General features: G+C 57.3%; 8 protein-coding genes. 1 reads left to right on the forward strand and 7 read right to left on the reverse strand.

Going from position 1 to position 12,528, the window contains the following annotated elements; translation table 11 throughout:
- Nucleotides 1–7: 7 nt before the first annotated feature.
- Complete coding sequence (locus tag ACFPQ4_RS17325) at nucleotides 8–946, forward strand: TRM11 family SAM-dependent methyltransferase (RefSeq protein WP_378113127.1); 939 nt, start codon at nucleotides 8–10, stop codon at nucleotides 944–946.
- A 327-nt stretch (nucleotides 947–1,273) separates the two neighbouring features.
- Here the strand turns inward: ACFPQ4_RS17325 and ACFPQ4_RS17330 are convergent, their stop codons facing one another.
- The 7 genes from ACFPQ4_RS17330 to ACFPQ4_RS17360 form a co-directional block, all read right to left on the reverse strand.
- Complete coding sequence (locus ACFPQ4_RS17330) at nucleotides 1,274–2,884, reverse strand: beta-galactosidase (protein WP_378113128.1); 1,611 nt, start codon at nucleotides 2,882–2,884, stop codon at nucleotides 1,274–1,276.
- Between the two features lie 12 nt (nucleotides 2,885–2,896).
- On the reverse strand, nucleotides 2,897–4,483 hold the full coding sequence (locus ACFPQ4_RS17335) for a response regulator (protein ID WP_378113129.1): 1,587 nt from the start codon (nucleotides 4,481–4,483) through the stop codon (nucleotides 2,897–2,899).
- Nucleotides 4,484–4,488: 5 nt separating this feature from the next.
- Nucleotides 4,489–6,273: a histidine kinase gene (locus ACFPQ4_RS17340; protein ID WP_378113130.1), complete on the reverse strand. Its 1,785-nt coding sequence runs from the start codon at nucleotides 6,271–6,273 to the stop codon at nucleotides 4,489–4,491.
- A gap of 103 nt (nucleotides 6,274–6,376) precedes the next feature.
- On the reverse strand, nucleotides 6,377–8,122 hold the full coding sequence (locus tag ACFPQ4_RS17345; RefSeq protein WP_378113131.1) for an extracellular solute-binding protein: 1,746 nt from the start codon (nucleotides 8,120–8,122) through the stop codon (nucleotides 6,377–6,379).
- Nucleotides 8,123–8,204: 82 nt separating this feature from the next.
- Entirely contained in the window at nucleotides 8,205–9,092 is an 888-nt protein-coding gene (locus tag ACFPQ4_RS17350; RefSeq protein ID WP_378113132.1) for a carbohydrate ABC transporter permease, read from the reverse strand.
- Between the two features lie 24 nt (nucleotides 9,093–9,116).
- A complete protein-coding gene (locus ACFPQ4_RS17355) occupies nucleotides 9,117–10,082 on the reverse strand; it encodes an ABC transporter permease (protein WP_378113133.1) in 966 nt (321 codons plus the stop codon).
- A 116-nt stretch (nucleotides 10,083–10,198) separates the two neighbouring features.
- Entirely contained in the window at nucleotides 10,199–12,277 is a 2,079-nt protein-coding gene (locus ACFPQ4_RS17360; protein WP_378113161.1) for a beta-galactosidase, read from the reverse strand.
- Nucleotides 12,278–12,528 lie beyond the last annotated feature (251 nt).

Consider the following 12,528-nt stretch of genomic DNA (forward strand, 5'->3'; position numbering starts at 1 on the left):
GCTACCGATGAGCTTCCTATATACTTTTAATGCCCAAGAAGGCGAGCAGGCGCTGTGCCTCTTGGAAATGCGCGCCCTGTTCGGAACGGATACGACGGCAGGCATACTCCTGAGCGAGCGGGATATCGACGTTAGCCGAAGCCCCTTCGTCAAGGAGCGCGTCGAGATCGTCTACGCGGGGAGTAGCGTGGAAGAGATTCTCGGGCAGGTGCCTCAATTGGACTTGCGCGGCCGGACTTTCCTCGTTCGATTCTTAAAGCGGAACGATCTGGCGCCCGAGGACAAAATCGAATACGACGAGCAACGGATTATCGAGCGCACGATCGCCGATCGCATGCGCGGCATCGCCGATATCCGTAACCCCGATGTTACTTATGCCATCGTCCCCTTCGGGGGACGATGGTTTTTCGGTGTCCATACGCGCAACAACGCCAAATGGCTCGACCACATGCAGCGGCCGAGCCAATATTCGATTGCGTTGCCTACGCGCCTAGCGAGAGCCGCGGCAAACATCGCCGCACCGGACGAAGATTCGTCCGTCCGCCGCGTCATCGATCCTTGCTGCGGCATCGGAACGGTACTGATCGAGGCGCTATCGATCGGTATCCGTATCGTCGGCCGCGACTATAACCCGCAAGTCACGGCTGGCGCCCGCGTCAATATCGCGCACTTCGGCTACGACTGCGAAGTAACGTTCGGCGATATCGCCGACGTGACGGAGCACTACGACAGCGCCATCGTCGACCTGCCTTACAACCACGTTACCAAGATCACGCCGGAGTCGCAGCTCGCGATCATCCGTCACGCGCGCCGCATAGCCGACCGCGTTGTCATCCTCTCGATCGCGCCGATCGACGAGCTGATCGCAAGCGCCGGCTTCGTGATCGCGGACCGCTGCGTCTGGAGCAAAGGGACGTTCGAGCGGCACGTTATTCTATGCGTGTGAAGCCTACTTTGCGGCTCCTTCTATTTTCGCCTGTGGCCCTGTCCCTAGCTTCGACCTCAGCCAACTGGCACTGCTCTCCATCGTGAGCCAATCGCATTGTCTTAGGTAAGCACTTTTAAGAAAAAGCCTGCATATGTGCATTCTTTTACTCTCCTTACCAGCGCGTTTTGCCTAATGCCTGCAAATGTGCATCTTTTTCAGAGCACACCTACCGATAGTCCAAGTTAAACGCCTTATTCCCTGCACAATTGCAGGCTTTGACGTATGATCGCCTATCCGACAATAAATTACTGCACTTTTGCAGGAATATAACCGCGCCATAATACCCTACCCGCAAGCCTCGGCCAATAACTCCCGCCACTGTTCCGCCGTGCTCTCCCTCGCCATGACCCATGCGCGGCCTTGGCCGTATTCTGCTTCGTGCAGCAGCCCCGTCCGTCCGCGCGTCGCATCCGGTATGAAGTTATTCGCATGCCAACCGAAGACCCTTCCGAACAGCTCCGGCACCTGACGCAGGAAGACGTTGTGCTCGTCCTTGCGGAACAGGTCGGACGTAACGATCAATCTTCCTCCCTCTCGAACGAAATCCGTCAATCGCCGTTCAAGCGCCGCGTCGTATAAAATGTGTAGCGGTATGACGATCAGCTGCTGCTCCGTGATCCGCTCCGGCTCGAATATTACTTCGACCGCTTTGCCGGCCTCGAAGAGTGACTTATAGACGGTGTCCACGATGTAATCCGGATATGCTATGCGATCGGATACGGAAATCCGGTACGACCAGGAGCTCTCGAAATGATAATACAACCCGATCCGCGCGGCCTCCGTCATCGTCAGCTCGGGCTCTTCCGAATGCCGCTCGGCATATTGCCGAACGACGCCGTAATTGTCGGACGGTTCGCCGGTCAGCGTCAGCAGCTCCGGCTGTCCGCCCCCTTGCTCCTGCCCCCATGGAAAAGGCTTCGCCTTGAACAGGAAGAACCGGCCGCAACCGCGTGCGCGCGCTACTTCCATGTCGCGGTCCAGCTCGGAAGCGCCCGTGCCATACTCCATCATCCAGAACGGCTTTGCCAGCACGCTTCGGCAAGCGTCGCTGTAGAATGCTACGTCATGCAGCCGATCGGTGTAGATGTCCATTCCGACAACGTCGAGCGTACGGAACAGCTCCGCCCAGTTCAAGCTGTCGCCCCAGCGGAACATGAAAGCGTTCGTCGTGATCGGCCTCTCCCCGATAGACTCGCGGAGAATGTCCGCTTGCACGCGGGCGAAGCGGACCATCCCGTCAGAAGAAAACCTCGCGAACGCAAGCTCCAAACTAGGGTTAGGCCACATCATGACGTCGGACGAGATCGGCGCGGGCAACGGAATTTGGTCGAAGCGCTCGTAACGCTGCGACCAGAAAGTCGTCCCCCATGCCGCGTTCAACGCCTCCGTTGACCCATACTGCTCGGCTAAATACCGATGGAAAGCCTTTTTGGCGCAATCGCCGAAGTCGTACTTCGTCTCGCCGCCGAATTCGTTGTCGAGCTGCCAAGCGACGACGTTCGGATGCGCTCCGTAACGCTCGGCCATCAGGCGGACGATTCGCATCGCGTAATGAATATAGTTATCCGAATAATAGGAGCGGTGCTGCCGAGCGCCGAAGCCGACCGTGCGACCGCTATGATGCACGGGAAGAACGTCGGGATGCCGTTCCACGAGCCAGATCGGCGGGCATGCCGTCGGCGTGCAGAGAACGACCTCGAGGCCGAAATCGGCAGCCAGCTCGATCGCGCGATCGAGCCACTCCCATTGATAGACGCCGTCGCGAGGTTCAAGGACCGCCCAAGCGAACTCGGCGATCCGGATTTGCTTAATGCCCGCGTCGGCCAACTTGCGGTAGTCGATCGGCCATTGCTCGGGCACTTCGTGTTCGGGGTAATAGGCGACGCCTAAAATCATCAGTAAGCCCCCTCAAGTTGACTGCTGGCTGGAAAGCTTGAATTCGCTCGCGCTTACGCCGGTATAGGCTTTGAAACGCTTATAAAACCAGTCGAGCTCGCCGAATCCGACCTCCAGCGCGATTTCGTATACTTTTTTATCCGTATGAAGCAGCAGCTCCTTCGCCTTCTCCATTCTGACCTTCAGCACGTACTCGTTGAAGGACATGTCGGCGTGGGCCTTGAACAGCTTGCCTAAATAGTTCGGGTTCATGTAAATTTGTTGCGCCACGCTCTTCAGGCTGATCGGGGAAGCGTATTGCTCTCGCACGATTTCCCTTACCTCGTCGTACACCTTCTTCGGCCGGATTTCGTTCGTCCGCTGCAGCAGCTCGAGCACCGCCGAGCACCGCTTTTCCGTGAACGCGAACAGATCGTCCAGCGTTCTCGCCCGCATAACGTATTCGTAATCGCCGAGCTTATAATCGAACAGTCGCGCGTGGTTCGCGCCCGCGTCCTTCACTAGTCGGAACAGCTGCACGAGAATTTCCAGCACGATCCGCTTCGCTTCGTCCGCCGGAAGCTCCGCTTTCGCGAAGCCGTCCCATAGCCGTTCGAGCGCCTGCAGCGCGGCTTCCCGGCGTCGGTCCTTCATCGCGAGCAACGCTTCCTCTTCCATCTCCCGCAGTCGCGTGCGTGCCGTATCGTCTTCCGTCCGGCTCGGCGGCGCGGCGAGAATGGCGCCGGTGCCGGCCAGAAACTTGCCGTCTGCCGCCGCCTCGGCCGCCCGATATGAATCGGCGATCCGTTCGAGCGCCGATTCGGCGCCGCCTATGCCGATCGTCACCGTCTCCTTCGCGTACAACCTGACCGCACCGGCAATCGTCTCGGCGCGCACCCGTACGCTATCGGCATCGCCGAGCACCCTCGCGTCGCCCGCGTAAATGATACCGTACCGATCCTCCGACTCCTCGAATACGAATCCGCCCGTTGCCAAGCACAGCTCGTCGAGAATGTTGCGTATCGCGTATCGCTTAAGCTCGAAATCCCGATCGGACAGCGCTGCGTCGCAAGTCGAATCCATCTCGATCGACAGGCAGCGGAACGCTTCCCTCTCCGCGGGAAACTCCGCCAGCCGCAGCTGCTCGGCATATTCGCCGCGGTTCAACTGGCCGTGAGCGAGCCGACGCAGCACCCGTTCCCTGAACGCGCTGTCCCCCGCTTGCTGCCGACGATGGAGCAGCTCGCGGTCCGTCAGCTCGCGATGAACGCGCAGCAAGACGGCGATGAGATCCTCCTCGTCGACGGGCTTGAGCAAATAGTCCTTCACGCCGAGCTTGATGCCCTGGCGAGCGTATTCGAAGTCGTCGTAACCGCTCAGAATGATGACCGAAGCGTCCGTAATTTCGCGCATCCTCTCGATGAGCTCCAGCCCGTTCATTTTCGGCATCCGTATATCGGTCAGCACGAGAGAATAGAAGCCTTCCCGCAGCATGGCGAGCGCTTGCTCCCCGTCCTCCGCCCCGGCTTTCACCGAGAAGCCGTAATCTTCCCAATCTATCAAGTAGCGCAAAGACTCCCTGGCGATCGGTTCGTCGTCCACGATCAATACTTGGAACATCGAGATCACTCCTCCTTCGTGCGCCGTGCCGGCTTCGCGGGTAACCAGATCGTTACCTGCGTGCCGCGGCCTTCTTCGCTGTTAATCTCAAGTCCGCAATCCGGTCCATAGAGTTGTCTGATACGGCGATGCACGTTTCGCAGTCCGATATGCGCCTCCTGCGACAGGCTGTCCTCGTCGGTCAGCCATCGCCGGACTTCTTCAATTCGCTCTTCGGTCATGCCAAGACCGTCATCCTCTACCGTGATACGCTGTCGGCCATCCACCGCTTCGCCCCGGATGCGGATATGCGACGGGGAAGCGTCCAGCTCGATGCCGTGCGAGACGGTGTTCTCTACGAGCGGTTGGATGCTGAGCTTCGGAATTTGGAGCGCCCCCATTTCCCGCGGCACGTCGATGTCGAACGTCAGCTTGTCGCCGAACCGGTATTGTTGAATTTGCAAATAAGTGCCTACGAACTCCAACTCCTCCGCAAGCGTAATCGTCTGGCCGCCCTTCTTCAGCATCATGCGGAACGACTTCGCGAGCAGCCCGACGACCTTCGCGTTCTCGCGATCCCCGGATATGAGAAGCTTGCCGCGGATCATGTTCAGCACGTTGAACAGGAAGTGCGGGTTAATCTGCGTCTGCAGCGCGTACAGCTCGACTTCCTTCGTGCGCAGCTCCTGCTCCCGGCTGTCGATTTCCGCTTGGTACACTTCGCGGATGAGCTCCCCGAGACGGCCGACCATCCGGTTGAAAATTTCGCCGAGCTGCGCCACCTCGTCCTTGCCCTTCACTTCCACGAAGCCTTCGTAGTTGTCCTTATGCACTCGCTTCATTTTCAGAGATAACGCCGATAGTCTTCTAGTAAACCCGACGGTAATGATAGATAACAGAATGATGGCGAACGCGAACGCGAGCAAGAAGAGCACGACGGCGAGCACCTTAAGCTGGTCGATCTCCGGCATAATGTCCGACAGCGGAATGTACGAGACGACCTTCATCCCGTTGACCGCGTTATGGGAACGCAGCGTCTTGAACACGACTTGATACGTCTCTTCATCGCCCTCGTAGACGAAGTTGCCGCTCTCTCCGGTCTTAACGCGTTCGGAGACGGCAGCCGGCAGCTGATTCAGCCTCTCGACCGGGCGGTCCGCCGACGTATCCAGCAGCACGGTTCCGTCCGCCAACGTGAACAGGAACCGGCGCGCCTTGCTCTCCTCGCTGATCAGGTCGGACAGCACCCGCAGCCGAATCTCGACCGATAGTACGCGCGGCGATTCGGCATCGAAGTTGTTCATACGCTTGCGGAAGCTGAACAGCAGCTCCTTGTCTGCCAGGTTCTTGTACGGCCCCGTCCAGAAGCCCCCGGCTTGGCTGGTCATCGCCTTCTTGTACCAATCGCTCTCCCGTATTTCCTTGTCGATGAGGAATACGTTCGCGAAGACGAACGTCGGATTATCGGCGTACAGGTAGAGGTGATAGATGTCCTTCGTCGTCTGCACGGCCGTAACGAACGGTTGATAAGAGAGGAAGTAAGTATCGTAAGCTTGAATCGAATCTTCGTAGGTCGTATCGACGACTTCGTCCAAATAAGAGTTCAGGAACAGCGTGTTGGCTATCTCTTCATAGGAAGTCAGCTTACTGTCCAAGTTGGAGCTGATTTGGGACAAGGACAGCGCGTTGTTCTCCAGGATGTTGTCGTAGACGAGATCTTGGCTTCGCTTCATGAAAATATAGACTAGCGATCCTAGCAGTAGCAGTACGATCAACAAGTTGGCCACGATCAGCTTCGTCCTGATTTTCATGCGCGATTACCTCGATTTCGGTGGATGTCGGATTTGTGCGCAGACAGCCATGCTGCCGTCTGGGCGAACCCGACGCTGAGCATGGCTGGTCTTGACTAATCGGTTATTCGCCTACGGCTGCTTTGAACTTGCTGTCGAAGTCTGCCCACAGCTTCGTATAAGCCGCGTTGACGTCTTGCAAGCCGTCCTTCTCAATCTCGGCGACGAATGCGCTCCATGCTTTCTCGAAGCTGGCATCGTCCTTGGAGAGGATGATTCTCGGAATGTGCTTGCGCCACGAGTCGTCGATCTTCTGCTCTTGGACTTTCGTCGCGTCCGGCGGCGAGAGCTGCCACAGATAGCCCGGAACGATCGTTGCAGGAGGTAGGAAGTCCGCCCACACTTCTTTGCCGTACTTCGCCAGTACTTCCTTCGTCGTATCGTCGTATCCGGCCTTGATGACGTCCTTCGTCAACGGAGTGGCGTAGTCGCCGTCGGCCAGCTTCGCGCCGTTGCCGATGCTGAACCAGTAACCGGAACCGCCGGTGCTGATCGTCTTGAAGCCTCTTTCGTAATCGATGTTCGAATCCGTTATGCGTTGCTTAACGAGCTCAGGGTTGATGACGCGTTTGCCGTCTACGACGGTGTAGTCTTCGCCCTCGATGCCCCATTGCGTCAACACTTGCGCTTCATCCGTGAACAGGTAGTCGATGAATTGAATGATGCGCTCCGGATTTTTCGCTTTCTTCGAGATGCCCCATTGGAAGTTACCCGCGTTCGTCGCCGTGATCGAGTTGGAATGATCCACGACGTTAGCGTCGAAGTAGAGCGGAATGTGCGCGTAGGTACGTTCCGGATGTCCCGCGGCGCGAAGCGATTGCTCGGCGTCGGACAGCAACCAGCTCGGAGAGTAAGCGGCCAGCACGCGACCTTGCGCGACCTTCGCTTGGAATGCTTTCTCGTCCATCGAGAACGCTTCTTTGTCGAACAAGCCTGCGCGAAGCAACTTGTTCAAGAAGGCGTAGTATTGCTTCGTATCATCCGTAACCGGATTGTATTTCACGTCGCCGTTGTCTTCAATGCGGTAGTTGCCGTGATCCGGCAGTCCGCTTCCGTTAATGACGGAGTTGTTGAATGCGATCTTCATCGTCCAGCTGTTCATCAGCGCGCCGAAACCGATCGTGTCTTTGCCGTCGATCTCCGGATGCTTGTCGGTATAGCCTTTGATCAGATCGTATAGCTGATCGAACGTCTTCACTTCCGGATAACCGGCTTCCTTAAGTACGTCATACTGGATGATGAAGTTAGCTTGCGAATCCGGCGTCGCTTCTTCCGTTTTGTTGACGGAATACAAGGAATAGATTTGACCGTTCTCGTCCTTCAGTAGGTTCAAGTACTTGCCGAACTTCTCCTTGATGTGCGGTCCGTATTGATCGATCAGATCGTTCAATGGAATAAGTGCTCCAGCGTCGCGGTATTTCTTCGTGTATTCGGAATCTAGCACCACGATGTCCGGGTAGTCGTTGCTTGCGAGCCATAGATCCCAGCGCGAGAACTGATCGCCGACGGTCAACGTGTGTTTCAGCGATACGCCCGTCTTCTCGGTCACTTTCGCCGCGATCGGGTTCGTCCAATTCATTTTGTCGTCGCCCGTGTTGATCGTGTACGTAATCGGCGTAAGATCCGGCGTCGGCGCTGCCGCGGAAGCGCTTTCGCTTGGTGCCGCGGACGTGCTTTCGCTCGGTTGACTTGCCGACGGGCTTGGCGTGCCGTTGTTCTCATTGTTGCCGCTGCAACCGGCCAATACGGCCGTTACCATCAAGCTTGATGCCAATGCGGTTGACATGAGTTTCCATCTGCTTCTTGTCATTTGGACATCCCCTCATCCTTATTGTATTAGCTATATCATCGGAACGGTAGTCCCGTTTGATATCCGTCTTGAACATTAACGGCTACTCTTTCATGGAAGCGAACATAATGCCTTTGACGAAAAAGCGTTGCAGGAACGGGTACACGAACAAGATCGGCAGCGTGACGACCATCGTCATGGAAGCGCGAATGGTCTCGGGGTTCGTGCGCAGCTGCTGGCTGCTTAGCGAGTTGCCCGACGCCACGAGCTCGTTGGCGGACTGCAGCAATATTTTCTGAAGCTCGAACTGCAGCGTGTTCAAGCTTTCGGTGCCGCTCGTGTACAAGTAGTTGTCGAACCACGAGTTCCAATGGACGACGGCGATGAACAGCGTAATCGTCGCGATGACGGGCATGCTCACCGGCATGACGATGCGGAACAACACTTGATAGTCGTTCGCTCCGTCGATCGTGGCGGATTCGACGATGCCGTCCGGCAGTTGCTCGAAGTAGCTTCGGACGATGATGACGTTGTACGCGCTTATGAGCGCCGGCACGATGTAGACCGCGAAGTGATTCATGAGCCCGAGATCGCGGATGAGTAAGTAAGACGGCAGCAATCCCGCATTGACGAACAGCGTGAAAACGAGAATGATGTTGAACGGCTTGCGCATGACGAACGTTTTACGGCTAAGCGAGTAGGCCAGCATCGCCGTTGCGATGACGCCCAGCGCCGTTCCGACGACCGTCCTCGCGACCGATATGAAAGTGGCGTGCACCAAGCTGTCGTTCCGGAAAATAATCTCGTAATTCGTTAGCGTGAAGTGCCTCGGGTAGAAGTAGATTCCGCCCTTCAGCGTATCCAGCGCATCGTTCAGCGAGATCGAGAATAAGTTCCAGAACGGGAATAGCGTGAAAAATCCGAGCGCGGCCAGCAGCGTATAGTTAGCCCCGCTGAACGCGATGTCTTGCCAAGCGCGTTGATTGCGCATGCGTGCGATTCCTCCTTCCTCCGGTTAGAACAGTCTGCTCTGCTGCGTTTTCTTGGCTAGCATCGTCACGAGCAGCACCAGGATGACGCTGACGACCGACTTGAACATGCTGACCGCCATGCCGAAGGAGTAATCTCCGATCTGGGTAGAATAGCGCAGCGCGTACAGGTCGAGCACGTCGGAGTAGTCGACGACCATCGAGTTGCCGAGCACGAACTGGGATTCGTATCCGCTCTGGATGACCCAGCCGAGCGACATCGTTAGAAGCAGGATCGCCGTCGGGAGAATGCCCGGGATCGAGATGTGCCACATTTTGCGGAAGCGGCTTGCGCCGTCGACGTCCGCCGCCTCGTAATGCTCAGGATTCAGTCCCGATAAGACGGCGAGATAGACGATCGTGCTCCAACCGAGCTCCTTGAACAAGTTCGCCACGGTGTGGATGTACCAGAACCAATGCCCCTTCGACATGTAGTAAATCGGTTCGTCGATTAGATGCAGCTTCATCAGTATCGTGTTCAGCAAGCCGCTATCCGGCGAGAGGAACAGCGTGACGATGTTCGCGATGACGACCCAACTGACGAAATGGGGAATGTAGGTGATCGTCTGCACGACTCGCTTGAATAGGCTACTGCGTACCTCGTTCAGCATAAGCGCCAGTACGATCGCGCCGACGAAGCCGGCCGCGAGGGACATTAGGTTCATCGCCAGCGTGTTGCGCAGCACCCGGTAAAACTGATCGTCTTCGAAGATCGCTCGGAAGTTGTACAAGCCGGCAAACGGGCTGTCGAATAACCCTCTGCCAAGCGAATATTTCTGAAAGGCGAGTATCCAACCCCTCAGCGGGACGTAAGAAAAGATGCAGGTGATGATCATGAACGGCAGCGACATGATCAGCAGATGGCGCTGTCTGAACAGCTTGGTCCAGAAGCCTGGTTTGTTAACGGAAGGCGGCGCGATGCGTCGTCCTTCCTCGATTGCCGCGCGGGCCATAATCGCTCCCCCTTCAGTCGTTGCGCTTGCTTATAGGCTCATTATGCGGTCCTCGTAAGTTGTCGAACACCCGACGAATCGGGGGTTATGACCGGGTAAACGAGTGGTTTGCCGGTTTAACGGGTGGTGTTCTTGGGTTGCGTGTAGCGGAAAATACGGACGCCGTTCGGCGGCAATTCGTGTTCACCCTCCGCGTGTTGTCTATTCTCGATCAGCTCGTGCATCGGCTCATCGAGGTGCAGAAGACCCGTCGTCTCCGAATGGTTGATCGCGAACAAGAACGTGTCATTTACTTGTAACCTGCTCATTAACTCGACGCCTGGCGTCGCACTTCGGACGCCCGCGATCGGATGTACGTTGGCGGTGTCGCATATTCGGTTCATGAGCGCGCTCATCAGTGCCGGCTGCGGCTCCATGCCGAGATAGTAAGCCGTGCCTTGCTTGTACGCATGGCGCGTTGCTGCTGGCATTCCCGCGACATAATCCTCGGCGTAGGTCGCGATCGCTTCGGCGCCCTCCAGCTCGATAACGTCGAACCAGGTTTGGGCGAGGTAGGCTGAGGCGTTTGCAGCAGTTGAAGCAGTTGCAGGCGAAGCCTGTGCATCCGAGGCTTCCGCTGCCGGGTCCGCGAGCGCAACGCCGTACGTTTTGCCGTTCATTAAGGAACCGTATTCGTTGACGCGAATGCCCAGCAGTTCCTTATATGCGCCGGGTAGTGGCTCCGACTCCATTTGGTTGTCCCACCGCTTCGTACCGGAACGGAAATCGAGCACGACGGTGCCACCTTGTGCCGCATACGCGTACAGCCTCTCCGCGAATCCGGGGCGCGATAGCAGCAAGTGCGGGATAACGACGAGTTTATAGCTTGTCAGGTCGACTCGGTCGGAGACGATGTCGACGGGAATGCCGCGCTCATAGAAATAGCGATAATAACGCTTGAAATGCGCCATATACCGATGACCGAACGCTTGTTCCTGCACTTCCATCGTCCACTCGTTGTCGTAGCAGCGGATCATCGCGACTTCCGCGCCGGAAGAACTGCCCTCGATAAGGCTACTAATACGCTGCAGCTCCTCGCCGGTGCGCTTCACTTCCTCGTAGCGACGCCCCGGCAAGCCATCATGCTGCAGGATGCCGTGCCAGAACTGCTCCGCGCCGAACAAACACGTCCGCCAGCGGAAATAGACGATTGCGTCCGCGCCATGCGCGACCGATTGGTACGTCCAGCGGCGGATTTCCCCGGGTTTCGGCATCGGAAACAGGAAGTTGCCGCCCGGCGAACCGCTCTGGTGCTCCAAGACCCAGAAGTTTTTGTTTTTGAGGCCCCGCGTCATGTCATGCTGCATCGCGACGTCGGCCGGATTGACTTGGTCCGCGAAAGTTAGATTCGGATAGTTGTCCCAGCTCGCGAAGTCGAGCGGCGCCGACAGGTCGAAGCCGTCGATTTCGTCGAAAGCGCCCATAAGGTTATGCGTAATCGGCTGGTTCGGGGCGAGCTCGCGGAGCAGATCGATCTGCGCCTGCTGGAACGCGACGACCGAATCGGACGCGAAGCGGCGGAAGTCGAGCTCCATGCCCGGATTATGCAACGGAAATACCGTATACGCGGGCAGCTCGATCTGCTCCCAGTCGTTGTAGATATGGCTCCAGAAGACGGTTCCCCAGCTGTCGTTCAGCCGGTCGATATGCTCGTATTTGTCGGCGAGCCAGACACGGAACGCCTTCGCGCAATCGTTGCAATAGCAGCGGGTCGTCTCGTTGCAGCCGAACTCGTTGTCGGTCTGCCACGCGATGACGTTCGTGTTATTACCGTAGCGCTCGGCCATCCGAGTAACGATATTGCGCACGTAGCGCGGATAGTTCGGATTGTTGTAGCAGTAATGGCGGCGGTTGCCGTAGCCCCGTACGTGGCCTTGCTTATCCTTCATATAGATGTCGGGGTGCTTATCCATCAGCCACTTGGGCGGCGTCGCGGTCGGCGTCCCCAGAACGACGCAAATACCCGCCTCAGCCAAAATCGCGATGCTGCGATCCAGCCAGTCGAAATCGTACTGCCCTTCATAGCGTTCGAACTTCGACCAGGCGAATTCGCCGATCCTAACGACGTTCAAGCCCGCTTCTTTCATCAACCGCGCATCGGTCGCCCATCTGGACTCCGGCCAATGCTCGGGATAGTAACAAGCTCCGAAATACATCGCTTCCACTCCTCTCCCCCCCATTATGCTGCGGGAGGAGGCACGCGGTAACCGGATAAACCAGAGCATATAGCAGGGTAACCTAGACATTGGTGGGGCGGGGTGGGGTACGGTGGTTTAGCGGCATGTGGGGCCGTTACTTCAGCTCGCGGGATGGGGTGCGGCGGTTTAGCGGCACGGGATGCCGTTTCTTTAGCTCGCGGGATGGGTGCGGCGGTTTAGCAGCACGGGATGCCGTTACTTCTGCTCGC

It is taken from the genome of Cohnella yongneupensis, assembly GCF_042655785.1.
Lineage (GTDB): Bacteria > Bacillota > Bacilli > Paenibacillales > Paenibacillaceae > Cohnella > Cohnella yongneupensis.